Origin of the sequence: Aquimarina sp. MAR_2010_214, from assembly GCF_002846555.1 — a bacterium.
Taxonomy (GTDB): domain Bacteria; phylum Bacteroidota; class Bacteroidia; order Flavobacteriales; family Flavobacteriaceae; genus Aquimarina.
In genome coordinates this window covers 1,548,508-1,574,112 of record NZ_PJMS01000001.1, presented here as the reverse complement: position 1 = coordinate 1,574,112, position 25,605 = coordinate 1,548,508, and the positions used below count along the sequence as shown (strand labels likewise).

The following is a 25,605-nucleotide window of genomic DNA, read 5'->3' as shown; positions in this document are numbered from 1 at the left end:
TATTCACACAAACAAATAATAAGTATCATCAATCATGAAATACTCAGTAGTTATTGTAGAAGATCATATTTTACTATCCCAGGCATTATCTGGACTAGTAAATGGGTTTCCTAAATTTAAAATTCTATATATCTGTAAAAACGGGAAAGAGCTACTTACCCGATTTAAAGATCCTAAAAACATCCCGGATATTGTACTTATGGATATCAATATGCCTATCATGAATGGGATTGAAACTACAGCGGCATTAAAGGAACAATACCCACAAGTAAAGGTACTAGCATTATCAGTAGAAGAAGACGAAAATACAATCCTTAAAATGCTTAGAGCAGGTGCAAAAGGATATCTATTAAAAGATACAGAAAAAAGTATTCTGGAAAATGCGCTTATCCAGGTGCAGGAAACAGGTTTTTACCACACAAAAGATGTAACCAATTTATTATTAGGATCACTAAACCCTAAAGAAGAAAACAATGTCGTACTCAAAGATCGAGAGGTAGAATTTATTAAACATGCTTGTACCGAGAAAACATATAAAGAAATTGCAAACGACATGTGTTTAAGTCCAAAAACAATTGAAGGATATCGAGATTCTATTTTTGAAAAACTAAATCTAAAAAACAGAACAGGTTTGGTTATTTATGCTATCAAAAGTAAATTATTTGTTCCTTAGCTTATGATCTCTCCTTTATTTTGGATTTCTACATACAAATATGGATAAAAGAACATCTAAAAATTTAAAAAAATATTATCCTTAATAGCCTAGCTGAGTTTTTCACAGCACAATCCTTTCCTCTATATAGAAAGGAATTTGAAAATTGAATTCTTACACTAAGTCCATAAATACCTTTAAGTTAATTCTTTGATTAAAAGCATAAAGCATATCGAAGATGTTTGAGAAACACAAATCTGAAAACACTTCAACAAGTTCTTTGTAGTAAGAAGTTTTGACCCTATCCATAACTGATCTAACTTTGCCCGGTTTATGTATTAAAAAAACCTCGTTTATTACATATTATAATTACTTTTGGCCCGTTTATTGATTACAGCCAGAAATAAAATCATCTCATTTATGGTTTTATAGCATTCTTTTAAATAAACTAACCGTCTTATACTACTTTAAAAACAGTGTTTTTTGTTTATTTTTGTAAGTAGAAGAACATTGATCATTTTTATGCTAAAACAACAATTAAATTTTAAGCTTTCTCAGAAACTTTCTCCACAGCAGATTCAACTCATGAAGTTGATTCAACTTCCTACGCAAGCATTCGAACAACGTTTGAAACAAGAAATGGAAGAGAACCCTGCTCTTGATAGCGGAAAAGATAAAGCGGATGAACTTGATGATGCATTTAGTAATGAAAGTGCTGCAGAAGAGGATTATGGAACCGAGAAAATAGAGGCAGACATCAATGTTGATGAATATCTTAGTGATGATGAGATTCCAAGTTACAGGTTAAGTTCTAATAATTATAGTGCTGATGATGAGGAAAAAAGTGTCCCTTACGCCTCTGGAACATCTTTCCATCAACATTTGGTTAATCAATTAAACACCTACCGATTTAATGATGAAGAAAGAGAAATTGCTGAATTTCTTGTTGGTAGTGTTGATGAAAGCGGTTATATAAGAAGGCCTTTATCTGATATTTTAGATGATTTAGCCTTCACTCAAAATGTATATACTACCGAGGAAAAAATAGAAAATGTCTTACAAATTGTTCATCAACTGGATCCTGCAGGTGTTGGCGCTCGTAATTTGCAAGAATGTCTTTGGATTCAATTGGATAGAAAAGAAACCACTATTCCAATAAAATTAGCTTCAGGGATCTTAAAAAAGGCTTTTGACCATTTTAGCAAAAAGCATTATGACAAACTTTTAGTGAAATTTGACGTTACTGAAGAACAACTAAAAGAAGCAATCGATGAAATTGAACATCTTAACCCTAAACCAGGAGGAGCATATGCAGGTAACAATCGTTTGATTGAACATGTAGTTCCTGATTTTACAATCAGAATTGTAGATGGTGAACTTGAATTGACTCTAAACGGCCGTAATGCTCCAGAACTTCATGTATCTAGAGAATACAACAATATGCTTCAAGGATATAAAGCCAGTAAAGAAAAATCTAAATCACAAAAGGATGCTGTTTTGTTTATTAAACAAAAATTAGATGCTGCAAAATGGTTTATCGAAGCTGTAAAGCAAAGACAACAGACACTTTTTATTACTATGAGTGCAATAATGCACTATCAAAAAAGTTATTTTCTTAGTGGAGACGAAAGAAATCTTAAGCCAATGATTTTAAAAGACATTGCCGATGAGATCTCTATGGATGTAAGTACTGTTTCAAGAGTAGCAAACAGTAAATATGTTGATACTCCTTATGGGACAAAACTTATCAAAGAGTTCTTTTCTGAATCAATGACTAATGATCAAGGGGAAGAAGTCTCTACCAGAGAAATTAAAAAAATACTGGAAATAACTATAGGCGAAGAAGACAAGAAAAAACCTCTTACGGATGAAAAGCTTGCCAAAATCCTTAAAGAGAAAGGATATCCTATAGCCAGAAGAACTGTAGCCAAGTACAGGGAGCAATTAGATATCCCTGTTGCCAGATTACGAAAGAAAATTTAATGAATTTTTTTCTTAGAAGTGTTTCTTATATTTTACATCCGTTGTTGATGCCTCTTTTGGGTGCTATAATTTATTTTAGTACTGCTCCAAGATTTATCCCTATCGAAATTATTAGAGCCAAAGTCTTTGGGCTAATTATTCTTACTATCCTAATACCCATCGTATTATTTTTTTTATTAAAAAGCACCGGAACTATTACCTCAATACATCTTGAAAACGTAAAACAACGTAAAATCCCACTACTACTACAATCTATTTTACTTATAGTAGTCATCAAAATGGTGATTGATGTGTATCACTACCCTGAATTATACTTTTTCTTTTTAGGGATTTTGTTTTCATCATTAAGTGCAATTTTTATGGTATTATTTAACATAAAAGCAAGCTTACATATGATTGGAATTAGTGGAATCACCATGTTTACTGTAGCAATAAGTATTCATTTTGGACTTAATTTAACCATTCTAATAGCCATGTTAATGATTTTTAATGGATTGGTAGCCACATCTAGATTACACTGCAAAGCACATAGTAACTTAGAATTAATCCTAGGATTTTTAATTGGGATAATCCCACAACTTACCTTAGCAAATTTCTGGTTATAAAATATAGAACATCAATCCTATTTTTGCAGTATTCAATCCAACAGATTCTCCCTCAATTACAGCATCATTATTGAATAAGGTATTTAAACTATAATAGAAATGAAAATTAAAAGTATTCCATCCAAATGTGAAGGTCGCTCCCACCCTCCATCTATTTAATTCATCTAATTTTGTTTGTCTCACACGGTTTCCAGGTTGCTTAAAATTAGAGTTAAAAGAATATAGATACCCCATTCTAACACCTGTATAAACTCTATAAAATTTATGAGTTTTAGAAGTAGATGTACGCCATCTAAACTCAAAAGGAGCTTCAACCAAATGCGTGGTAAATCTATTTGTACTGTAATCAACACCTTCTAAACTTCTAAATATACTCTGTTCTGTATTTTCTTGCTCCCCTATAAACAAATTCTGATTATAAACATTTAATGAATAGCCTATTCCCAAACCTATAGCAACATTACGCCTTTTATTAATTGGCATATCTCGTATAAACCCTAAATGTAATCCTCCAGAAAAACCAGATTGACTCACACCTGCTGGTTTATTAAGTAGTAGGTTAAATGTTACGCCTACGTAAAATTGATCTTCTCGATATAAAGAATCTATCTCTATTTCTTGAGTAGAATCCTGCTCGGTTTCCTGTCCTGAAGAAAGAAACACAAACAAATAACATACAATGAATACAAACAATTTTTTCATATAGATCACTAAAATAAATCTATTTCTTTAGAAATAAGAGAAAGTTTATAAAAACAAAACGAAATCATACAAAATCCTGCCTTTCGGCAGGATTTTGATTACTAGTTAAACAAGTTTGCTAAAAATTATCATTCATTTCTCCGATTTTGGTGGCATAATTAATTTTAAGAGCATGAACTTTTCTCAATTCATTCTTAATATCACCGACCAGTCCCATTTTAGTATGCTCATCAATCTTTAAAGAAGTTATCAGGAAAGGAAGCATTGCATCTGTTTTAGAAGCCCTTTCTGCCAAAATAAATGCTTTTATATCCTCTATATCTGCAAACTTATCATTAAGCTGAATTCTGGCTTCAGAACCTATATTCCTGTATCTAGAACTAGGTTTTCCTGCATATACATTCATAATTAAATTCTTATTATCTAATTTTTCTATTTGATCTGCGACAGGTAATTTGTTCTCTATCATTAGCGTATTGTTACGCATTACAGTAGCCACCATAAAGAAAAATAACAGCATAAATACAATATCGGGAAGTGATGCAGTTGAAATTTCTGGTAACTGCTCGTTTTTCTTATTTTTAAATTTAGACATAATTATATAAATTAAATTAATATTGATTTCTAGGTTCTGCTTCAGTAATCTTTTCTGGGTACAGGGATTGAATTGTCTTAATTCGCTCTCTTAACACTTCTTTATCATTAGGATTACGAGCATCTTTGAAACTTTTCCTTATTTCCGTAAAGGAAAAACCATATAATCTTTTTGCTTCTCGATTACGTAACTCAGTATATGCAGCTACTAATTCATTTTGCACAGCTACATATGTAGCATAATTTGTCTCACGATTATTAATAAGAGATATAATCGCCTTAGTTGGGTGATCAGAGGATGTAACATCACCTTCTCCTTTACAATAGTTACAGGCTAATTCGCCAAACCCTCCTCCATTATCCAGAAATGCAATGGCTGCGTCTTTAAGAGCCGAAATCTTCATTGAAGTCCCTTCAACCGATAATTCATTAAGCTGATTTAATTCTACCTTAAAGAGGTTTTTTTCCATGATAATTGCTTCTGTAGGATAATCATCTGCTGGAGGTGATAATTTTCTGGTGATCCCATAATCTGTTTCCATCTTAGTAGAAACCAGAAAAAAGATGAGTAATAAAAATGCGATATCAGCCATAGATCCCGCATTAACACTTGGTCTTAATCTTCTTGTCATAATAAACATATTTAGTTAATAATTACTTACAGAATCAAGAAACCATGATCATAAGTGACAAGAAATATGCAGAAGAAAATATGTTGAAATTATATTTAAAACCTTCATACCCAACAATATTACCTCTTAACAGAAACAAGAAGTAAACTAAGTATATTCTAGAGGGGTTCGAAAAATTTATTTCATATTATAACCATTTTATCAATATATTCAATATCACTTTGGAAGGTTAGATATTGATGCTATAAAATGATAGATCACAGCTAATATAAAATTAGCAACAATTGTTATGCCATTTTTCAAAAATGACGGAAGGAATAGTACTAAAAAAATCCTGCCTAAAGGCAGGATTTTTAATATCATTTAGACATTTATGCTATAGATAATTGTATCGTATTACTTAAAATTATCCGAAGCTTTACCTGATTTGGTTGTATAATTAATCTTTAATGCCTGAACTTCTCTTAATTCTTTTTTGATGTCTCCTACAAGTCCCATATTGGTCTTTCCATCTATTTTAAGAGCTGTAATTAAAAAAGGAACTTCTTCCTCTCTTTTTGCTGCTCTCTCAGCCAATACAAATGCTTTTACTTCACTTACATCAGCAAATTTATCATTAAGCTGTATTCTTGCTTGACTACCTGCACTTGCACGATATCTAGAACTAGGTTTTCCTGCATAGATATACATCACTAGATTTTTTTTGTCTAGTTTTTCTATTTGATCGGCGACAGGTAATTTGTTTTCTATCATTAGCGTATTTTTACGCATCACCGTTGCCACCATAAAGAAAAACAATAACATAAATACAATATCCGGTAATGACGCTGTAGAAACTGGAGGTAATTCACCACTCTTTTTCTTTTTAAACTTAGACATAAGAATTCTGTTTTATGTTATTTCTATTTTTTAGGCTCAGCTTCTGAAAGTTTTTCAGGAAACAAAAATTGTATCTTTTTGATATCTTCTTTAAGTTTAGTCTTACTTCCAGAATAATTCACATCTTTAAAGTCGGCTTCCATTTGTACAAATGTTTTACCAAAAAGACGTTGTGCTTCTCTATTACGTAATGTAGTATACGCTGCTACCAATTCATTTTGAACTGCTATATACGCACTATAATTTGTTTCTCTATTGTTATTTAAAGATATAACCGCTTTAGTAGGATTATCTGAAGAAGAAGGATCTCTATCACCTTGACAGTAACTACAAGCTTCTTCTCCTCTTCCACCTCCGTTATCTAAGAACTTAATAGCAGCTTCCCGAAGATCTTTCAATTCCATAGGAGATTCTTCTACCAATAAATCATTATTCTTATTCAATTCTACAACAAAAATATTTTTTTGTTTAAGAACTGGCGGAACTATATCTTCCTCTTGAGGAGGAGGGAGTTTACGGCTAATACCTGTATCGGTTTCGATCGTGGTAGTAACCAAGAAAAATATAAGAAGTAAGAATGCAATATCTGCCATAGACCCTGCATTAACTTCTGGTGCTGCTCTTCTTGCCATAATTGTTTACTTAATTAGTTTCTTAATACCAGAAAGGAACATTAACCCAACTGCAATAGCAGCCAAAAAGTAAAATGTATACAATCCTGTTCCTACCCATTTAGAGCCATTTTCAGAAAGGACTCCTCCATCGTTCAATGGCGCTTCTACTCCTTCTGCTACAACATAGCCAACACCTACAACAATAAGGAAAGCTACTATACCAATTGCAGTATTTTTAAGACCTCCTGAGTTCTTAGCCATGGCAGAGAAAACGGCTATCAAAGTAACGACTATGACACCTACAAAAACAAGAAGAGTAAGAGCGTATAATGGATCTACTAAAGATGTTGCTTCTTTTAAAACATCCATTGATCCACCATCTCTAACAAAATCTTTGGTTTCTGTAATACCATATTTCTCCATAAGACCATCGAAATTATTGCTCATCAAGAACAACAAGACAGCTCCTATAGCACCAATAGCCATTACGATATATGATAATATTTTTGAAATTTTCATGTTACTAATTTTTTATATGGATCACATGAGTAATCCGTAATTAAATAAAAGTGTAAATTAAAAATCTTTTAAATCAGATCTTTATTAGAAACATCAATTATTTCTTTTTCTTGTAATCTACCAAAATATCGATTAATGTAATCGAAGCATCTTCCATATCATTTACTATTCTATCAATTTTTGCAACGATATAATTATAAAATATTTGAAGAATAATTGCAACAATAAGACCAAATACTGTAGTAAGAAGTGCCACTTTAATACCACCTGCTACAAGAGAAGGTTGCATATCATCTGCAGCCGCAATCTTATCAAATGCCGTAATCATACCTATTACCGTACCCATAAATCCAAGCATTGGAGCAAGAGCGATAAATAATGATATCCAAGAAACATTTTTCTCTAATTGTCCCATTTGAACACCACCATATGCCACAACTGATTTTTCTGCTGCGTCTATACTTTCGTCTGCTCTGTCTAGACCTTGATAATATATTGATGCAACAGGTCCTTTTGTATTTCTACATACTTCTTTTGCTGCTTCAACACCACCACTATTTAGTGCATCTTCTACATTTTGTTGTAATTTCTTAGTGTTTGTTGTAGAAAGACTTAAAAAGATAATTCTTTCAATTGCTATCGCAAGACCTAAAATCAAACATAGAAGCACGATACCCATAAATCCTGGACCACCTTCTATAAAACGTTTTTTCAGTTTTTGATGAAAAGATAGCTCATCTGTAGTCGTCTCGGATACTGCTTCTTCTTGAGTTGTTGTCGTATTAGTTATAGGAGCAATTAATAATTGCACGTTTGCCGTTAATAACTGGGCAGGTGCAGTAGATGCTTGTAAATTTCCAAAGGTCATTACTGCTGCGATTGCCAGAATAGAAAATAATCTTTTCATTGCGCTGATTCTTAATTTTAATTAGTTAAAGGGTTAAAGATATAAAAATATTATAAAATTTATTAAAAAATTGATAATAATGCAGAGAGGAAGGGATTCGAACCCTCGATACGCTTTTGGCGTATACACACTTTCCAGGCGTGCGCCTTCGACCACTCGGCCACCTCTCTGTGTTTTCCCTTAGAAAAATAAGGATGAGCAAATAACAAAAAAAATGTTAACTAGTGAAATTTGAGGCGTTAATTTTCTAACATTTCACCTCGAAGGGAGGTTTCATAAATGGTTTTGAGGACTTTAAGTGGTAATTTTTCTCCTAGTAAATACATCAATTTTGCCACTCCAGCCTCTGTTGTAATGTCTTTTCCCGAAATAACACCTGCTTTTTTTAGTGCAATACTAGTATCATACTTACCCATTTCTACACTTCCTCCTATACATTGTGTAACATTTACCACAGGTATTCCCTTTTGTATCAGATCAGAAATTATAGTGGTAAACCATTTTTTTGTCGTTGTATTACCTGCACCATAAGTTTCTAAAATAATTCCTTTTATCGCTTCTAAAGAAAAAATACTTTTTAAAATACTCTCGTTAATTCCCGGAAACATCTTAACGATAACAACATTATTATCAAAATGTGTATGATATACCATCTTTTTTCGCCGGTTACTTTTTAGCAAAAAAGAGGTATTGATCTTAAGATGTACTCCAGACTCTACCAAAGATGGATAATTAAGAGACTGAAATGCTTCAAAATGTTCTGCATTAATCTTAGTAGTCCTATTGGCTCTAAGCAACTTATATTCAAAATATAGTCCTACTTCAGTAATTACAGGCTTTCCTTTTTCTTGTAATGCCGAAATCTGAACAGCTGTGATCAAATTTTCTTTTGCGTCTGTTCGTAAATCTCCTATTGGTAGTTGAGAACCTGTAAAAATAATAGGCTTAGCAAGGTTTTCAAACATAAAACTAATTGCTGATGCTGTATAAGACATGGTATCACTTCCGTGCAAAACAACAAACCCGTCATACTTTTTATAATTGACATTGATAATATCTCCTAGTTCTTTCCATCGATCAACATTCATATCAGAAGAATCAATAGGCTTCTCAAAACTAATAGTGTTGATATTACAATCTAATTGTTTGAGTTCTGGGATGTTTAATAACAACTCATCAAAATCAAAAGCTACCAGAGCACCAGTCTTGAAATCTTTGACCATTCCAATTGTTCCTCCGGTATAAATAAGTAATATGTTTGGCGAAGTATTCATAAAGCAAATGAACGAAAATTAAATCGTTTTTTATTGGTCTATATTCCAAATATATCTCTAGAATTTTTGGTAGTAATTGCTGCTATTTCTTCTATCGGTTTTTGATATATCTCTGCCATTTTTTCTAGGACATTAAGTAAGTAAGAACTTTCATTACGTTTACCTCGATACGGAGTCGGCGCCAAATATGGAGCATCTGTCTCCAGAACAATATGATCTAAAGAGATCTGGTTTAAAAACGTATCTATTTTACCATTCTTAAAAGTAACCACTCCTCCTATTCCTAATTTCATATTATAACCTATAGCTCGATTAGCATCGTCTATGGTTCCTGTAAAGCAATGAAAAATCCCAAATAAGTCATCACTTTTTTCTGATTCTAATACTTCAAAAACTTCTTCAAAAGCTTCACGACAATGTATTACTATAGGTAGTTTGTATTTTTTTGCCAATTGGATTTGGTATCTAAATGCTTCTTGCTGTGCTGCCAAAGAAGTTTTATCCCAATACAGATCTATACCTATCTCACCTACTGCATAAAAATTCTTATCCGCCTCCTCATTGAAACGGTTTTTGATTTCATTCTCTACAAATACAAGTTCTTCCTTATAATTTTCTTTTACATGCGTAGGATGCAATCCCATCATCAAAAAAACATGTTTAGGATACTTAGCTTCTGCTGCATACATAGCTTTGACATATGTAGAATCAATTGCAGGAACAAAAAATCGTGTTACACCATTTTTTATAGCACGTTGCATCATCTCATCTTGATCTTCATCAAAGGCTTCACTATAAATATGGGTATGGGTATCGGTTAGTATCATGCCGCAAAAGTATTAAATTAGAGTTAATACCAATCAGCAATGTATTGCTTTTGTTTTTGAATTCATTTAATATCACTATACAGGAAACAAATTAATAAATTACAATAGGCTACAGTTTTTTCAATAATTCCTGAGCCAGATTATAATCTTCCGCATCTTTGGGTATTTTCTTTAACAGTGCGATGCATTGATCATGTTTTTTCTGTTTTAGCTGATTTAGTGCTTCAAACCATAATGCTTTGTATTTATATCCAGAGTTACCTCGATACAATTTTTCTAAAACCTGAGTAGTTTCTACATATTTATCTTGTTCTAATAATGATAGTCCATAATAGAATTGATATTCTGTATTATTTTCATCTTTTGACAGTAATACGGATAGGTGTTTTTCGGCTTCAACATAATCTTTTGAATTAAAGGCATGTTCAGCACTCTTACTATTCTTTTCTACATTTCCTCTTTCTGTAATTGATAATTCAGGAATATTTGCAAAATCGCTATATACAGGATTACTTTGACCAAAAAAGTATACTCCAAAAATTACAGCCACACTTGCAGCCGCTGCATATACCCAAGCAGGCATTCTTATGACTTTGGTTTCTTTTGTAGTTGCTTTCCTGTTAAAGTGTGAATCTCCAATCGTTTTCAAATTATTTTCTAATGCTCCCTCCTCTTTTTCTGAAGTAAAACGTATATCAAGATGTGAATTTAACTCTTGATACAGTTTAAACTCCTCTGCAATAGATTCATCCTCTCTAATCAATTTTGTTAGTGTTTCTTCTTCGGTAGCAGAAAGCTCTTTACTACAGAACCGATCAAACAACTCATATTTTTCTTCTGGGGTCATAACAAATTTTTTATTTTATTAAACTTAGAAGTGTTTTGAACAAGTTTTGTTAATTGACCAATACATAACGATTTTTTCTTGCGAACATATCCATAGGATTGCCCTAATTTCGAAGCCACTTCTTCCATAGATTTTATAGTAAAAGTTGCTTTCAGTAATTCTTTACAAGCTTTACCTAATTGGTCAAACATCTCTTTAAAAAGTTCGTGCTTTGCATTAAATATTTCAGTTTCTTCTGCAAAACGAACACTCTCATCATTTATAGATACAACCTCTTCATTAATTGTTACCTGATTATTAGAATGCTTTTTTAATTCATTCAACCATTTACGCTTACACAACAAGAAGAAATAAGCATCAAAAGGACAAGTAAGTTGTAATCCTTTCTCTTTTGCTTGTTTATAAATAGTGAGTAAGGTTTCCTGGATGATATCCTGAGCTCTGGCCTCATCTCCGCTATTGTTTTTTATATACCCAACCACTTTGGGAGCAAATTTATTATAAATCTCGGTTAAGACTATTGTATCATTCTTCAAAAGAGCTTCAATATATTTTTGATCAGAATGAAATTTGGTATTTCCCATAAATAGTGAATATAAGCAACTAATTTAAAAAAAGTTATCAAAATAAGGGTAACAAAAAATCAAAGCTATTGATCTGATGATGTAAACAACAAAATTTCGAAAATTATGAGAACATCAAATAGAACAACTGTAGTACCGAAGAATAGTAGGAACGTAAAAAAAGCGATGATGAATTTTTTACTTTTAGGTGCAGCTATTCTTTTATTAGGAAGCTGTAAAAACGATGATAATGATATTATTATTGAAAAATTCATAGACGGAATAGAGCTACAAGAAGCAATTAAAGATAACCGCGAAGAGGCTATCCAAACTTTTGTCATGAATGCTGATACCGGAGGATACATGTATGGAGAAGAAGGCACACAACTACATTTTCCTGCAAATAGTTTTTTAGATCAAAATGGCGATCCCGTTAGTGGGAGTGTTACTATCGAATTAGTAGAAATCTATGATAAAGCCAAAATGCTATTAACCAAAATGCCTACCAATGGTAAGCGTCCAAATGGGGATATCGAGACTTTAAAATCTGCTGGAGAATTTTTTGTAAATGCAAATCAGAATGGAAACCAACTACAACTTGCAAGTGCATTTGAGATTTTTTCGCCAAATGAAAATTTTGATCCTGAAATGAGGCTCTTTAAAGCTGCAGAAAATGGTTGTGATAACGATGTAATCAATTGCGATGTCGTTTGGGAAGAAAATGAAGAAGGGAATATTGATCTTGGTCAAGGAGAAGGACCTAGCGGAACAGGAGTAATGGGGTATTCTGGTTTCATCAATAATTTTGGATGGACTAACATTGATCGTTGGTATAATGACCCAAGGCCAAAAACCGTTATTTATGTAGATGTTCCTGAAGGGTATGACAATACAAATTGTAATGTATATGTATCTTATGATGGCGAACCAACCGCATTAGCATTATTGGATATTTATAATGAAGAAACCGAATTATTCTCTGAGCATTATGGGCAAATCCCTATCGGATTAGAAGTACATTTCATATTTGTATCTGTTCAGGATGGTGCGTATACATATGCAATCCAGGGAGCTACTATTACTGAAGACCATGTAGAAATGATAGGGTCCACTACCACAGGTACTGAAGCCGAGTTAATAACATTAATAAACGGGTTACCATAATACAAAATCATACTGGAATATGTAAATTAGTTAGCGGGGGTTACGGCAAATTCCAGTATATATTCCGGGAGGTTACCTCCCGGAATATTTTTATCTATATTTCTAATTTAACTTTTTACTTATCTTTAGTAACTACTAACAACAAATCATGAGAGGCTACATCATCTTATACTGTACAGTATTATTTCCATTTTTAAGCTTTGGACAAATACTTATCAATGACACCATTCCAAGAATAGCACCTATATCCTATGAAATTATTGGAAATCAAGTAGCCTATAAAGCCGAGATGCCTCCTCTAAATCAAATTGCCGGTGCTCCCAAAGCTTTTTACACCTACTATTGGGAATTTGGTGATGGTAATTACAGTTTTAAACAAAAACCGACACATCGGTATACATCTTCAGGGACATACGAAGCCAAACTTTGGGCAACTAATAATTATGATAATGGAAAACCTCCTGCAAGTAGACCTAAATCAATAATTATAGGTGATGCATCTGACGAGGCTTCTGTAGATTCTAATTCTCCTTTTATTGAAAATGATGATTTAATTCTGAAACGAAATCGTGAACCTATACCAGATCAGGAAATGGTATTTATAACAGGTTATAAAAATACAAATAACTATGTTTCTAGTGGTAAATTGTACTTATTTTATAATGATAATCAATTCAAAAATGACAATTTTATTCTAGAAGACACTCGATTGCATCATGGGGAAAAGATTATCCCGTTACCCATTATTTCTGAAACACTCTCTCAAAATGATGATCATACTTTATTAGCTTCTTCTGCACATACCACTCTACAAAATAGAACATTATTTGTTCAGGACACTACTAAAAGAAAAAACCTTCCACTCACATTAGAAGAATCCAAATCATTATATCGTAATTATCAAGTTATAGCATTTAATGATATGCAACCTGGTGAAGAGCGAAACATTTTTAGGACCTTGAAAACAACTCCTGAAATGATCAAAGATACCAGTGCCATTGTTACGTTACGAAGCATCTATGTTCCTGATGAAAATTTTGACAACCATACCGTGAAGGACACAGAAATGGAAATTGTTACTTCTCATGACCCTAATAAAATGTCTTCTAATGGCTGGTTAATGAATTATCGACTAGTACGATTTAAACGCCTCAAATTTAAAGTCCGTTTTCAAAATAATGGAGAAGGTCCTGCCAATACGATAAAACTAGCAGTAGACACTCCAGAAATGTTTGATAAAACTACCTTGCAAATTGACGGCATGTATCCCGAATGCCCTATATGTCCTAAAGAAAGAGAGGTTAATTACAGTTGCCTTGATACTATTTTAAAAAAAGACAAGATCATTTTTCAGTTTAACCGTATTTATCTCCCGGGAAGTCAGCAAAAAAACGTAGAAGAAATAGATTCGACCAAAGGGTTTGTAAAATACTCTATGAGATTTGGCAAAAATTTTCACAAAAAAAAGACCAAAAGTCGTACTGCTATATATTTTGATAAAAACGAACCAATTATCACCAACTATGCAACTACCCGATTTATACCTGGTATTTCTATAGGTGCAAAAGCAGGATATATTGTGGTTCCTGAACTTGACAATCAAAAAGAGTACTTTGTTGGAGCAACTCTATCTCCATTTAAATCATACAGAGGGTATTATCAAGCCGAAATAATGGCATCTGCATCTTCATATGATGAACTACGAAACTTTGAAACTTCTTCTATAGATCCAAATGGCACTCAGAGTTTAATCCAATTCTCTGAAACGAATACATTTAATAACATTTCTATTTATGCAGTTCCCGGATCATTTCGCTATAATTTCAACAACTTTTTTGCTATGGGAGCAGGTATTCAATTAAAAATGGATATTACCAGTAAAAATGATCAAGAAACCATAGGAGAAGGTTTCTCTATTTTCAGAAATGGGCAAACTACAGAAATTATTCGAAACCCAGATCTTGATGTTTTAGAAACACAAGAAATCAAAGATGATTTTACAAATATACAGACTGGTGTTTTTGTTGGAATGAATTTTGGAACAGTAAGAATAGGACCAAGCCTGGGAATTAGATATGTTCATAATTTTGATAGCCCAAACTCTCAAATTCAATTTTATGGAATTTGGAAGTTTTAGAACATTGGTATGTATCGCTGCTCTGTGGTTAGGTAATACAACAGTGCAGGCACAACAAAGAACAAAAACCTCGGAATTTTTATATAATCAATTAGATTATTTTGCGCAAAAACCTTCAAATTCTGGAGCGCTACGGTTAAGTAAAATGATTGCTTCAAAAAAAAATCAGCTTCATACAAAAGCAGATCAGTTGGCCTGGGTGATTGTAAACTGTAATCTAGGCTATTATCACAATCAGTTTAACCATAAACCAACGGCTATTTTATATTATGAGACTGCCTGGAAAACATATTATGAAAAAGAATTAACCGACTATGATATAATCGAAAACTGTCTGCAACCTCTTGGCAATATCTATATAGAAATTGGAGATTTACCCAAAGCTGAAACCACCATAAAAAATTATCTATATCTGGCTGAACAATCTGAGAATACTTCAAAAATTATTTCAGGAATTACCAATCTGTCAATAGCATATCACAATCAAGGAAATTACCCAAAAGCACTTAAAATACTTAAACAAGGCTTGGACATTGATCCTGACAACACCAATTTATTAACAAACACAGCTACCAACTATCTGGATTCTGGTAATTATGACAAAGCAAAAAAAATTGCAAATAAAGTAATCGCTATAGATGCTAATCAAATAAACGCTTATCAGATTCTTGCCGCTACTGCTTTAGAAAGAAAAGAATTCCAAAATGCTCAGGATTACATTTTACAAGCCAGATCTCAATTACTCAAAAACAAAAACACATCGGCCAGAACTACGATCAAATGGCAATTGGCGTATATTGATATTTTATTATCCAAATCAGAGTTTGGAGAGGTTCAAAAAAACCTGAAAGAAATATACACCTCTCTCCTACCAGGATATTCAGCAAATACTGATTTACCATCAAAAGAACACCTTATTGCAGATAGACTTCTGCTAAAAGCTTTAGACATTCATGTCTATATTTATCAAGAAACTAAAAATCCTCTTCTAGCGATAGCTGCTTTTGATTTAGCCTTTGATGTGAACTCAAAACTTAATATTTTATATCCCCTTCAAGATACCCGGATTATTCAACACGGTCAAAACAGGAACAGAACAGAGACCTATATCGATCTTCTTTTTACCATTTACAAAGACAAAAAAGACAAAAAATATGGTATACAAGCGTTTCAAGCAGCCGAACGTTCTAAAGCCCCTTTTGTAAATGAAGCTTTGATATCCAAAAAACTATTATCTCAATATAAAAATGATTCTTTGGTCTCAAATAAAAATCGTCTTAATTCAAAATTAGTCTCTTATGAGACCCTAATTTTAAAAGAAAAATTAAAAGGAGAAGGCGCCAATATCGCTCAAATTCAAAAATGGACTACAGCTCACGACACTACATCTATTGCCCTTAAAGGGATGCTCAAAAAACTTCATTACGCATACCCCAAACTACTTCGGTATCAAAACAACATTTCTATTCCTACTCTTCAGAAAAAATTAAAAAAAGATCACACTACTTTGATTGAATATTTTTATGGAAATCGAAACATATATCAATTTGTAATCACCCAAGATTCTTTTGAGATCAAAAAAATAGAAAATCCTGAGTATTTCAAAAGCATAATCAAAAAATATGTTCATTATTTCGACAATGCTTCGATCATTACCCGTGACATTACCAAATTCACAAAAAAAGCTGCCGAACTTTTTAATGTATTAAAAATCCCCAGGCAATCCAAAAGGTTATTAATTATACCCGATGGTCTTCTCTATTTTATTCCTTTTGAAACCTTACTTCTAGAAGAAACTAGTTCTATGAATTTTAAGGAAATGTCTTTTTTATTAAGATCTACTGAAGTAAGTTATGAAATTTCGGCTAGTAAATATTTGAGATCTAATCCTAAAAACATTCAGAAAAAAACTGTCTTGGGGGTATTTCCTGTTTTTGAAAACACAGAGACAGAACTTTCATTTTCAAAAAACGAAAGCAAATCTATACAGCGTTATTTTAATGGTGATTTTATAGAAAAAGAACAAGCTACCTATCAACGGTTTACAGAATTAGCAAAAAAACATGATATCATTCATTTGTCTACGCATGCAGAATCCGGAAACTTTTCCAGACCTGCCTCTATACAATTTAGGGATCAGAACATTCTGGTTAATCAACTATACGGGACACAACTTAATGCCGATCTGGTAGTCTTAAGCGCTTGCGAAACTGGTGTTGGTAGACTAGCAAAAGGCGAAGGTCCTATAAGCATAGGTAGAGGGTTTCATTATGCTGGAGTAGAAAATATACTTTTTTCACTATGGAAAGTAAATGACAAAACCACTGCTACAGTAATGAAAAACTTTTACAAAAATCTTAATCATTCAATTCCCAAAGCAAGAGCAATACATCGCGCCAAACTAGATTATCTGGATGCTGAAAACATCTCTAATGCTCAAAAATCACCTTATTATTGGGCCGCATTTGTATATTATGGTGAGGTTGAACATTCTTATTCTCTAAACTACCTTTGGTATAGAATAGGTATTGTTTTATTTATTTTAATTATACTACTTTTACCCAAGTTTCTTCAAAATAAAAAATGAGTACACTTCGAAAATTTTTAAACCAAAAAGAATATTATAGAATTAAATTAGTTTTTACAAAGACAAATCATTTTGAAGTTAGAGCAGTATTAAATGGTGTAGAAGGTAATTTTATTGTTGATACCGGCGCTTCTAACTCTTGTGTAGGCTTTGAAGCAGTGGATAAATTTTCTCTTTTTGCTCAAGACAGCGATGTCAAAGCTGCCGGAGCTGGAGCTACCGATATGCTTACGCAACTTTCACAAAAAAACACTATGCAAATTGGAAAATGGTCTAGAAAAAGAATATCCCTTGTTTTATTTGATCTTAATCATGTAAATGCAGCACTAATAGCACATCATGCTGAGCCTGTAGACGGTATTATCGGAGCTGATATTCTTAAAAGAGGAAAAGCAGTTATTGATTACGATAAAAAATGTATGTATTTGAAATAAGTATAATTATCTAACATTGGTAACCGTTACACAACTCGTATTTTTGAATAAATCAATGTTTTTTTAATGATTACAAAACAAAAAACACTGTAAATCAATTGAATACGATTTTATGATTACAAAAATTATAGTTCTTTTAGTATTTTTGTGAGTTGTGCAACAACCACATTGAGTATAACGTACAGGTTAAAAAACAGTTTAAAATTAGGATTTGTTACTATTTTTTAACTAAATTTAAGATATAATTGATTTTCTAATCAATGGTACGGATTCTACCATCATACAAATGTTTCCTTCAGTAATTATTGCATCCAATATCTTGGTATACAAAACTTATACTCGGGTATTCTAATTTGCAAATATTCACATTAATTACCCCCTCAATAAACTTTATAATAAAGAAGTTTATCTAAAAGCATTACGAATTACCCCACATATTGCAAATTTTAAGCAATCATTCCCAGGCTATTTTAAGCTAACATATCTGTCAAAATCAAGTAATTATATGTATTGACTAGTTTCTAACTTCTGTTTTCTATAAAAAAGAAATGAAGTTAAAAAGGCTGCTATTGTCATTTACAAGTAAACCAATATCAAACCGGTTTAATTTATGAGCATGAAAATTATACTTATAGGGAGTTTTCCAACTAGCATATCGCTATATCAATATTTACATCAAAACAACCACTTGCAAGCTGTCTGCATGCAAGAAAAAACAATTCAACAATCAAATCAAGACTCTCTAAGTTTGATTAAACAACAAGAGATAGAGACTTTTGTTATTAATAATAAAAACATTTCAAGCCAATTTAAAGATTGGTTACTCGATAAATCTCCTGATTTAGTCTTAGTCTGTAGTTTTTCATTAAAAATCCCAAAAGAGGTATTACATATTCCCAAACATGGTTTTTTAAATATTCATTTTGGAAAGCTACCCGAAAATCGAGGGCCAGACCCTCTATTCTGGTCAATAAAAAATGGAGAAAAAAATACCGCTATTACTATATATCAAATGGATGAAGAATGGGACACAGGAAAAATCCTTATAGAACAAGTGGTTCCTATTATACCAGGTGAAACATCGGGAATGGTAAATTCTAAAATGAGTTTTATGCTCGAGCAATTAGCAGAAAAAGCTTTGCACCTAATCCAAAATCCTGAAAACTACAAAACTCAATCTATCGAAAGCCAATGCATCTATAATAAACACCCCAATCCCGAAGAGTTAACTATCAATTGGGAGGAGCAAACAGCAGATGAAATTGAAAACCTAGTAAATGCTTGTAATCCTAAATATGGCGGTGCAACAACATATTATCAAGGCTCTCCTGTACAAATAATAGAAGTTTCTCCTTCAGATTGCCCAGACACTCTAACCGACAAGACTCCAGGTGAAATTGTGCATATCCATCCACAAGAAGGGTTATTTGTATACTGTAAGGATAAAAAATTACTAAGAGTAAACATTATTCATTCGGATGCAGGTGTATTAACAGGTCAAAAATATTTTCATTTAGGAGTAAAACAAAACCAACATTTTACAACCAGTATAAAAGCAGAACCCCTTATTGCAACATAAAGAAAAACATTAAAACAACTATTAATCTTAAAACCAAAATTTATTATGGAACCATTTTTAGGACAAATCCAACCTTTTGGATTCAATTTCGCACCCAGAGGCTGGAATAAATGTGATGGGCAACTATTAGCTATCTCACAATACTCTGCACTTTTTTCATTGTTAGGAACTACGTTTGGTGGTGATGGTAGAACATCCTTTGGATTACCTGATTTAAGAGGTAGAAGTATTGTTCATATTGGTCATGGGCCTGGATTATCAACCATTTCATGGGGAGAACGAGGAGGAATAGAACAAATCTATTTAAACCAGTTAAATATGCCTAATCACTCTCACTCATTAACCAATGGCGTTGCTAATGTTAGTGTTTACACAACAGACAATACCGATGCTACAAATGAAACTGATGCAGGTGCTAATGCGCTTGGAACAGCCGGTAATATGCCAGAAGTATTTCGAGAAAACCCAACAGCTGGAGATAAACTCGGAGGAGTATCTATTTCTGGCACTACCAATCCAACAGGTGGAAGTCAACCATTCGAAAACAGAAACCCATTTCTTGGTATTAATGTTTGTATTGCTATGCAAGGGATATTCCCTTCAAGAAACTAAAATAATTAGAGGGGTTCACCTCCCTCTAATTTTCTAATAAATTTTTATAATGATTGGTTCAAAACATAAAATTGGTGTATTAATCCCTCAATCTAATGCATATCCAACAATGGGAAAATCTTTCTTGAATGGAATGAGATTGGCTATAGAAGGAATTGAGACTGAGTTAGTCATAGAGAGTATCGGATTTGGGTCGGATCAAAAACAACTTATCAATAGTTTTCAAAAATTATGTTATCAAGAAAACGTTAAAATAACAACTGGTATTATAGGTCATACTGGATTTAAAGAACTTTCAGATTTTACATTTAACAATCAAGAAACACTACTTGCCGCCAATTTTGGTTCTAAACGCCCCATAAAATTACCTAATGGAGTTTTTCAAAATTCTTTAGGGCTCTATGATTCGCTTCATAAGTTAGTGCATTATCTTTTGGAGCATAAAAAATATAAGGTAGCAACTTCTACTTGCTACTATGAGGCTGGGTATGGCTTTATCGAAGCACTAGATGATATTATTACTCAAGAAGAACATGCTTCTTTTGCAGGACATTTTATCACTCCTTTACATCCTCGAGAAAATGAAAGTGAATTAATGGATCTCTATTTTAACGAAACAAAACCCGATGCAATAGTAGCTTTTCATAACGGAATATTTGCCAAAGAACACGCTTCTTACTTAAGTCAAAACAAATTACATAAGAAACATCCATTATATACACTGCCTTTTTCAGCAGAAGATGCTCTGATAAATGAGTTTCCAGATGTATTTAACCAAATAAAAACAATATCGAGCTGGTATCCCGAACTGGATAACGATACTAATATTTCGTTTGCAGAAATGCATCAAAAACAATTTAGAAAAAAGCCTGATGTTTTTGCATTGCTAGGTTATGAAAATGGACTTGTTATCAAATCAGCTTTGATTCAAGATCAGAACAACCTTAGTACAGCAATTCAAAACATATCTATTGGAGGCCCAAGAGGAATAATCAATTTTAACAATGATTTTAACACTACTAATTTTAACCATCATATTTGGGAGAACACCTTTACAGAAGGTTCTTTCTGGAAAAGGCAAATTTTTAAAAACTTAAATAAAAATCCTCTTAATTCTTTAACAGGAAAAGAAAATAATCAAGGGTGGTTTAACACCTACCTCTGTCACTAATGCAAACTACAAACCTTAACTTATGAAAAAAACTACGATTTTAAGTATTTTATTACTTTTTTCAAGTGTCATTTCTTTTGCACAATTAAATCCCGGAGATATCGCAATTATAGGCTACAATACCGATAGCGGTACTGGAACTAGTGATGATTTTACGTTTATAGCCTTAACCGATATTTCTGGAAGCGAAGTTATTTTCTTCACAGAAGAAGGATGGAATACTGTAGCAGCAGGGAGCTGGGCAGGAACCAGCGAAGGGCACATTCAATATACTGCTCCCTCTGGTGGATTACCTTGTGGAACAGTCGTTCATATTAACGAAACTTCGGCAAATTCATTTACGATTGGTTCTAGCGTACCAGGAGCTAGTATTTCTTTGGCTAGTGGGTCTAATTGGTCTCTTACAGGGGGTGATCAGGTATTGGTGTATCAGGCAGCAAGTGCTGAGCCTTCGACAACACCCACTTTTATAACAGGGGTTAATGGAGATGATGGTAACGGAACACCATTCGCTCTTGATGCTATAACACTCTGGAATGACCCAACTGTTGCAGCTCTTGGAACTGCAAGATCTGCACTACCCGCAGGGTTAACAAACGGCGTAGATTGTGTATCCTTATTCCCTTCTATAGGAACTGAGCAAGATAATGCTAAATATACAGGCACCTTAACAGGTACTTCAACAGCGTTAAGAACCGCTATTAATGATCAATCCAATTGGTCTAAAGACAACGACACCCGATTCGATATATCTACAAGTGCATATTCTCCTTCTGTGACATGTGTGGTAGCTTGTACCGATCCAGATGTTCCAACCGTAACGTACACTCCATCAACAATATGTAATGGCAACAATGCTACCTTAACCATCACTGGTTCTTTAAATGATGCAACACAATGGGTAGTATATACCGGTTCTTGTGGAGGAACACAAGTAGCTACAACTGCTTCATCTACTATTGCAGTAACCCCTTCTTCACCTTCTACTACTTATTATGTACGAGGCGAAGGTGGCTGTGTAACACCCGGTTCTTGTGGAAGCGTCACAGTGAATGTCACTAATCTGGAAAATGCTTCATTTAACTACTCTGCCGCCTCATTTTGTGTTAATGATACTGATCCAACTCCAACGATTACAGGAGTAACAGGTGGAACATTCTCTTCGACCCCAGCAGGATTAAGCATTAGTGCAAGTACTGGAGGAATTGATGTATCTGCTTCAACTCCTAATACATATACCGTTACTTATACAACCGCCGGAACTTGCCCGAATAGTTCTAATGTAAATGTGACTATTAACACAATAGATGATGCTTCATTTAACTACTCTGCTGCTTCATTTTGTGTTAATGATACTGATCCAACTCCAACGATTACAGGAGTAACAGGTGGAACATTCTCTTCGACTCCAGCAGGATTAAGCATTAGTGCAAGTACTGGAGCAATTGATGTATCGACCTCAACTCCTAACACATATACCGTTACTTATACAACTGTAGGAGCTTGCTCAAATAGTTCTAATGTAAATGTGACTATTAATACAATAGATGATGCTTCATTTAATTACTCTGCTGCTTCATTTTGTGCTAATGATACTGATCCAACTCCAACGATTACAGGACTAACGGGTGGAACATTCTCTTCGACCCCAGCAGGATTAAGTATTAGTGCAAGTACTGGAGGAATTGATGTATCTGCTTCAACTCCTAATACATATACCGTTACTTATACAACCGCCGGAACTTGCCCGAATAGTTCTAATGTAACTGTAACCATTAATGCAATAGATGATGCTTCATTTAATTACTCTGCTGCTTCATTTTGTACTAATGATACCGATCCAACTCCAACCATTACAGGACTAGCAGGTGGAACATTCTCTTCAACCCCCGCAGGATTAAGCATTAGTGCAAGTACTGGAGCAATTGATGTATCTGCTTCAACTCCTAATACATATACCGTTACTTATACAACTGCTGGAACTTGCCCGAATAGTTCTAATGTAACTGTAACCATTAATGCAATAGATGATGCTTCATTTAACTACTCTGCAGCTGCTTTTTGTACTAATGATACCGATCCAACTCCAACTATTACAGGACTAGCAGGTGGAACATTCTCTTCGACCCCTGCAGGATTAAGTATTAGTGCAAGTACTGGAGTAATTGATGTATCTGCTTCAACTCCTAATACATATACCGTTACTTATACAACCGCAGGAACTTGCCCGAATAGTTCTAATGTAACTGTAACCATTAATGCAATAGATGATGCTTCATTTAACTACTCTGCAGCTGCTTTTTGTACTAATGATACCGATCCAACTCCAACGATTACAGGACTAGCAGGTGGAACATTCTCTTCGACCCCAGCAGGATTAAGTATTAGTGCAAGTACTGGAGTAATTGATGTATCTGCTTCAACTCCTAATACATATACCGTTACTTATACAACGGCAGGAACTTGCCCGAATAGTTCTAATGTAACTGTAACCATTAACGCACTAGATGATGCTTCATTTAATTACTCCGCTGCTTCATTTTGTACTAATGATACTGATCCAACTCCAACCATTACAGGACTAGCAGGTGGAACATTCTCTTCAACCCCCGCAGGATTAAGCATTAGTGCAAGTACTGGAGCAATTGATGTATCTGCTTCAACTCCTAATACATATACCGTTACTTATACAACTGCTGGAACTTGCCCGAATAGTTCTAATGTAAATGTGACTATTAATACAATAGATGATGCTTCATTTAATTACTCTGCTGCTTCATTTTGTGTTAATGATACTGATCCAACTCCAACCATTACAGGACTAGCAGGTGGAACATTCTCTTCTACTCCCGTAGGATTAAGCATTAGTGTAAGTACTGGAGCAATTGATGTATCGGCGTCAACTCCTAATACGTATACCGTTACTTATACAACTGTAGGAGCTTGCTCGAATAGTTCTAATGTAAATGTGACCATTAACGCAGTAGATGATGCTTCATTTAATTACTCTGCTGCTTCATTTTGTGCTAATGATACTGATCCAACTCCAACGATTACAGGACTAACGGGTGGAACATTCTCTTCGACCCCAGCAGGATTAAGCATTAGTGCAAGTACTGGAGGAATTGATGTATCTGCTTCAACTCCTAATACATATACCGTTACTTATACAACTGCTGGAACTTGCCCTAATAGTTCTAATGTAACTGTAACTATTAACGCAATAGATGATGCTTCATTTAACTACTCTGCAGCTGCTTTTTGTACTAATGATACTGATCCAACTCCAACTATTACAGGACTAGCAGGTGGAACATTCTCTTCAACCCCTGCAGGGTTAAGCATTAGTGCAAGTACTGGAGCAATTGATGTATCGGCGTCAACTTCTAATACGTATACCGTTACTTATACAACGGTAGGAACTTGCCCGAACAGCTCTAATGTCATTATTACCATTAATGAATTAGACGATGCTTCATTTTTATATGATGCAGCAACCTATGCTCAATCTGGATCTGACCCTGCACCAACAATTACCGGATTAGCAGGTGGCACATTCTCTTCTACCCCTGATGGATTAAGTGTTAGCGAAAGTACTGGAGCAATTGATGTATCGGCGTCAACTCCTAATACATATACCGTTACCTATACAACTTCTGGAAGTTGCCCTAATAGCACTAATGTAAATATTACTATTAATGACACTACTGCTCCAACAGCTACTATTAGTATAAATGACAATGAATTAACAACAGGAGAAACTGCAACAGTTACTATTACTTTTTCTGAAGCAGTTACTGGTTTTGATAACGCAGATTTAACGATTCCTAACGGAACATTAGCAACTGTAAATTCTACAGATGGCAATATCACTTTCACAGCAATATTTACACCAACAGAAGATATTCAAAGTGATACCAATGTGATCTCCTTAGACAATACAGGATATACTGATATTGCAGGAAATGGAGGTACAGGTGTAGTAGAATCTAATAATTTTTCAATAAATACAAAACAAAAACCTTCAACTAGGCTAACCTTCAACAAAGGATTCTCTCCTAATGGAGATGGCATCAATGATACTTGGGTTATTAATGGAATTGAAAACTTCCCTAATCACTACATTCAAATATTTAACAGATCAGGAAATAAAGTATTTGAAGCTAGAAATTATCAAAATAACTGGGGTGGAATCTCAAATGGTCGCTTAGTACTTGGCAATGATAAATTGCCTACAGGAGCTTATTATTATATTATAGAAACCAATATTAAAGAAACACTTCCTTTAACCGGTTGGATTTATATAAACTATTAAATAATATA

22 protein-coding genes and 1 tRNA gene are annotated in these 25,605 nt (G+C 33.6%); 11 read left to right on the top strand and 12 right to left on the bottom strand.

Annotation, left to right across the window (positions count from 1 at the left end; all coding sequences use genetic code 11):
* The first annotated feature begins 31 nt into the window (after positions 1-31).
* From ATE84_RS06780 to ATE84_RS06770, 3 genes are all read left to right on the top strand, one after another.
* Positions 32-673: a response regulator transcription factor gene (locus ATE84_RS06780; protein ID WP_101446968.1), complete on the top strand. Its 642-nt coding sequence runs from the start codon at positions 32-34 to the stop codon at positions 671-673.
* 501 nt (positions 674-1,174) lie between these two features.
* A complete protein-coding gene (gene rpoN, locus ATE84_RS06775) occupies positions 1,175-2,635 on the top strand; it encodes an RNA polymerase factor sigma-54 (RefSeq protein WP_101450866.1) in 1,461 nt (486 codons plus the stop codon).
* Complete coding sequence (locus ATE84_RS06770) at positions 2,635-3,240, top strand: hypothetical protein (protein WP_101446966.1); 606 nt, start codon at positions 2,635-2,637, stop codon at positions 3,238-3,240. Before rpoN ends, ATE84_RS06770 begins: the two co-directional genes overlap by 1 nt.
* Here ATE84_RS06770 and ATE84_RS06765 read toward each other — a convergent pair.
* The 12 genes from ATE84_RS06765 to ATE84_RS06710 form a co-directional block, all read right to left on the bottom strand.
* On the bottom strand, positions 3,235-3,942 hold the full coding sequence (locus ATE84_RS06765; RefSeq protein WP_101446964.1) for a porin family protein: 708 nt from the start codon (positions 3,940-3,942) through the stop codon (positions 3,235-3,237). The genes ATE84_RS06770 and ATE84_RS06765 overlap by 6 nt on opposite strands.
* 118 nt (positions 3,943-4,060) lie before the next feature.
* The gene (locus tag ATE84_RS06760) at positions 4,061-4,537 is read right to left on the bottom strand and encodes a biopolymer transporter ExbD (protein ID WP_101446962.1); all 477 of its coding nucleotides are present in this window, start codon (positions 4,535-4,537) and stop codon (positions 4,061-4,063) included.
* A 16-nt stretch (positions 4,538-4,553) separates the two neighbouring features.
* Positions 4,554-5,168: a biopolymer transporter ExbD gene (locus ATE84_RS06755; RefSeq protein ID WP_101446960.1), complete on the bottom strand. Its 615-nt coding sequence runs from the start codon at positions 5,166-5,168 to the stop codon at positions 4,554-4,556.
* 396 nt (positions 5,169-5,564) lie between these two features.
* On the bottom strand, positions 5,565-6,047 hold the full coding sequence (locus ATE84_RS06750) for a biopolymer transporter ExbD (protein ID WP_101446958.1): 483 nt from the start codon (positions 6,045-6,047) through the stop codon (positions 5,565-5,567).
* Positions 6,048-6,070: 23 nt separating this feature from the next.
* Complete coding sequence (locus tag ATE84_RS06745) at positions 6,071-6,679, bottom strand: biopolymer transporter ExbD (protein ID WP_101446956.1); 609 nt, start codon at positions 6,677-6,679, stop codon at positions 6,071-6,073.
* Positions 6,680-6,685: 6 nt separating this feature from the next.
* A complete protein-coding gene (locus ATE84_RS06740) occupies positions 6,686-7,180 on the bottom strand; it encodes a hypothetical protein (protein ID WP_101446954.1) in 495 nt (164 codons plus the stop codon).
* 97 nt (positions 7,181-7,277) lie between these two features.
* Positions 7,278-8,087 carry a MotA/TolQ/ExbB proton channel family protein gene (locus ATE84_RS06735; RefSeq protein ID WP_101446952.1) on the bottom strand — a complete coding sequence of 270 codons (810 nt, stop codon included), beginning with the start codon at positions 8,085-8,087 and terminating at the stop codon, positions 7,278-7,280.
* A gap of 82 nt (positions 8,088-8,169) precedes the next feature.
* A tRNA-Ser gene (locus ATE84_RS06730) sits at positions 8,170-8,257 on the bottom strand.
* Between the two features lie 69 nt (positions 8,258-8,326).
* Positions 8,327-9,361: an asparaginase gene (locus ATE84_RS06725; RefSeq protein ID WP_101446950.1), complete on the bottom strand. Its 1,035-nt coding sequence runs from the start codon at positions 9,359-9,361 to the stop codon at positions 8,327-8,329.
* A 38-nt stretch (positions 9,362-9,399) separates the two neighbouring features.
* Positions 9,400-10,188, bottom strand: a complete 789-nt coding sequence (locus ATE84_RS06720) for a TatD family hydrolase (RefSeq protein WP_101446948.1) — start codon at positions 10,186-10,188, stop codon at positions 9,400-9,402.
* A gap of 109 nt (positions 10,189-10,297) precedes the next feature.
* On the bottom strand, positions 10,298-11,035 hold the full coding sequence (locus ATE84_RS06715) for a hypothetical protein (RefSeq protein ID WP_101446946.1): 738 nt from the start codon (positions 11,033-11,035) through the stop codon (positions 10,298-10,300).
* Positions 11,032-11,619: an RNA polymerase sigma factor gene (locus ATE84_RS06710; RefSeq protein WP_101446944.1), complete on the bottom strand. Its 588-nt coding sequence runs from the start codon at positions 11,617-11,619 to the stop codon at positions 11,032-11,034. The genes ATE84_RS06715 and ATE84_RS06710 overlap by 4 nt, the downstream gene beginning before the upstream one ends.
* A 105-nt stretch (positions 11,620-11,724) precedes the next feature.
* Here ATE84_RS06710 and ATE84_RS06705 point away from each other — a divergent pair, with 105 nt between their 5' ends.
* From ATE84_RS06705 to ATE84_RS06670, 8 genes are all read left to right on the top strand, one after another.
* Entirely contained in the window at positions 11,725-12,762 is a 1,038-nt protein-coding gene (locus tag ATE84_RS06705) for a hypothetical protein (RefSeq protein ID WP_143273586.1), read from the top strand.
* 148 nt (positions 12,763-12,910) lie between these two features.
* The gene (locus tag ATE84_RS06700; protein WP_101446941.1) at positions 12,911-14,899 is read left to right on the top strand and encodes a PKD domain-containing protein; all 1,989 of its coding nucleotides are present in this window, start codon (positions 12,911-12,913) and stop codon (positions 14,897-14,899) included.
* Complete coding sequence (locus tag ATE84_RS06695) at positions 14,880-17,486, top strand: CHAT domain-containing protein (protein WP_158237197.1); 2,607 nt, start codon at positions 14,880-14,882, stop codon at positions 17,484-17,486. The genes ATE84_RS06700 and ATE84_RS06695 overlap by 20 nt, the downstream gene beginning before the upstream one ends.
* The gene (locus ATE84_RS06690) at positions 17,483-17,920 is read left to right on the top strand and encodes a retropepsin-like aspartic protease (RefSeq protein WP_101446938.1); all 438 of its coding nucleotides are present in this window, start codon (positions 17,483-17,485) and stop codon (positions 17,918-17,920) included. The genes ATE84_RS06695 and ATE84_RS06690 overlap by 4 nt, the downstream gene beginning before the upstream one ends.
* Before the next feature lie 616 nt (positions 17,921-18,536).
* Complete coding sequence (locus ATE84_RS06685) at positions 18,537-19,499, top strand: methionyl-tRNA formyltransferase (RefSeq protein ID WP_158237196.1); 963 nt, start codon at positions 18,537-18,539, stop codon at positions 19,497-19,499.
* A 45-nt stretch (positions 19,500-19,544) separates the two neighbouring features.
* The gene (locus tag ATE84_RS06680; protein ID WP_101446935.1) at positions 19,545-20,111 is read left to right on the top strand and encodes a phage tail protein; all 567 of its coding nucleotides are present in this window, start codon (positions 19,545-19,547) and stop codon (positions 20,109-20,111) included.
* A 49-nt stretch (positions 20,112-20,160) separates the two neighbouring features.
* A complete protein-coding gene (locus tag ATE84_RS06675) occupies positions 20,161-21,282 on the top strand; it encodes an ABC transporter substrate-binding protein (RefSeq protein ID WP_101446934.1) in 1,122 nt (373 codons plus the stop codon).
* A gap of 22 nt (positions 21,283-21,304) precedes the next feature.
* Positions 21,305-25,597 (top strand): Ig-like domain-containing protein, encoded by a 4,293-nt coding sequence (locus ATE84_RS06670; protein ID WP_101446933.1) that lies wholly within the window; start codon positions 21,305-21,307, stop codon positions 25,595-25,597.
* Positions 25,598-25,605: the final 8 nt, after the last annotated feature.

What these genes read in the sequence shown, in the direction of transcription:
- ATE84_RS06700 (WP_101446941.1), top strand. Translation starts at nt 12,911, where the DNA reads ATGAGAGGCTACATCATCTTATACTGTACAGTATTATTTCCATTTTTA.
- ATE84_RS06680 (WP_101446935.1), top strand. Translation starts at nt 19,545, where the DNA reads ATGGAACCATTTTTAGGACAAATCCAACCTTTTGGATTCAATTTCGCA.
- ATE84_RS06670 (WP_101446933.1), top strand. Translation starts at nt 21,305, where the DNA reads ATGAAAAAAACTACGATTTTAAGTATTTTATTACTTTTTTCAAGTGTC.
- ATE84_RS06720 (WP_101446948.1), bottom strand. Translation starts at nt 10,188, where the DNA reads ATGATACTAACCGATACCCATACCCATATTTATAGTGAAGCCTTTGAT.
- ATE84_RS06710 (WP_101446944.1), bottom strand. Translation starts at nt 11,619, where the DNA reads ATGGGAAATACCAAATTTCATTCTGATCAAAAATATATTGAAGCTCTT.
- ATE84_RS06770 (WP_101446966.1), top strand. Translation starts at nt 2,635, where the DNA reads ATGAATTTTTTTCTTAGAAGTGTTTCTTATATTTTACATCCGTTGTTG.
- ATE84_RS06675 (WP_101446934.1), top strand. Translation starts at nt 20,161, where the DNA reads ATGATTGGTTCAAAACATAAAATTGGTGTATTAATCCCTCAATCTAAT.
- ATE84_RS06750 (WP_101446958.1), bottom strand. Translation starts at nt 6,047, where the DNA reads ATGTCTAAGTTTAAAAAGAAAAAGAGTGGTGAATTACCTCCAGTTTCT.
- ATE84_RS06760 (WP_101446962.1), bottom strand. Translation starts at nt 4,537, where the DNA reads ATGTCTAAATTTAAAAATAAGAAAAACGAGCAGTTACCAGAAATTTCA.
- ATE84_RS06690 (WP_101446938.1), top strand. Translation starts at nt 17,483, where the DNA reads ATGAGTACACTTCGAAAATTTTTAAACCAAAAAGAATATTATAGAATT.
- ATE84_RS06685 (WP_158237196.1), top strand. Translation starts at nt 18,537, where the DNA reads ATGAAAATTATACTTATAGGGAGTTTTCCAACTAGCATATCGCTATAT.
- ATE84_RS06740 (WP_101446954.1), bottom strand. Translation starts at nt 7,180, where the DNA reads ATGAAAATTTCAAAAATATTATCATATATCGTAATGGCTATTGGTGCT.
- ATE84_RS06745 (WP_101446956.1), bottom strand. Translation starts at nt 6,679, where the DNA reads ATGGCAAGAAGAGCAGCACCAGAAGTTAATGCAGGGTCTATGGCAGAT.
- rpoN (WP_101450866.1), top strand. Translation starts at nt 1,175, where the DNA reads ATGCTAAAACAACAATTAAATTTTAAGCTTTCTCAGAAACTTTCTCCA.
- ATE84_RS06705 (WP_143273586.1), top strand. Translation starts at nt 11,725, where the DNA reads ATGAGAACATCAAATAGAACAACTGTAGTACCGAAGAATAGTAGGAAC.
- ATE84_RS06715 (WP_101446946.1), bottom strand. Translation starts at nt 11,035, where the DNA reads ATGACCCCAGAAGAAAAATATGAGTTGTTTGATCGGTTCTGTAGTAAA.
- ATE84_RS06725 (WP_101446950.1), bottom strand. Translation starts at nt 9,361, where the DNA reads ATGAATACTTCGCCAAACATATTACTTATTTATACCGGAGGAACAATT.
- ATE84_RS06755 (WP_101446960.1), bottom strand. Translation starts at nt 5,168, where the DNA reads ATGACAAGAAGATTAAGACCAAGTGTTAATGCGGGATCTATGGCTGAT.
- ATE84_RS06765 (WP_101446964.1), bottom strand. Translation starts at nt 3,942, where the DNA reads ATGAAAAAATTGTTTGTATTCATTGTATGTTATTTGTTTGTGTTTCTT.
- ATE84_RS06735 (WP_101446952.1), bottom strand. Translation starts at nt 8,087, where the DNA reads ATGAAAAGATTATTTTCTATTCTGGCAATCGCAGCAGTAATGACCTTT.
- ATE84_RS06695 (WP_158237197.1), top strand. Translation starts at nt 14,880, where the DNA reads ATGGAATTTGGAAGTTTTAGAACATTGGTATGTATCGCTGCTCTGTGG.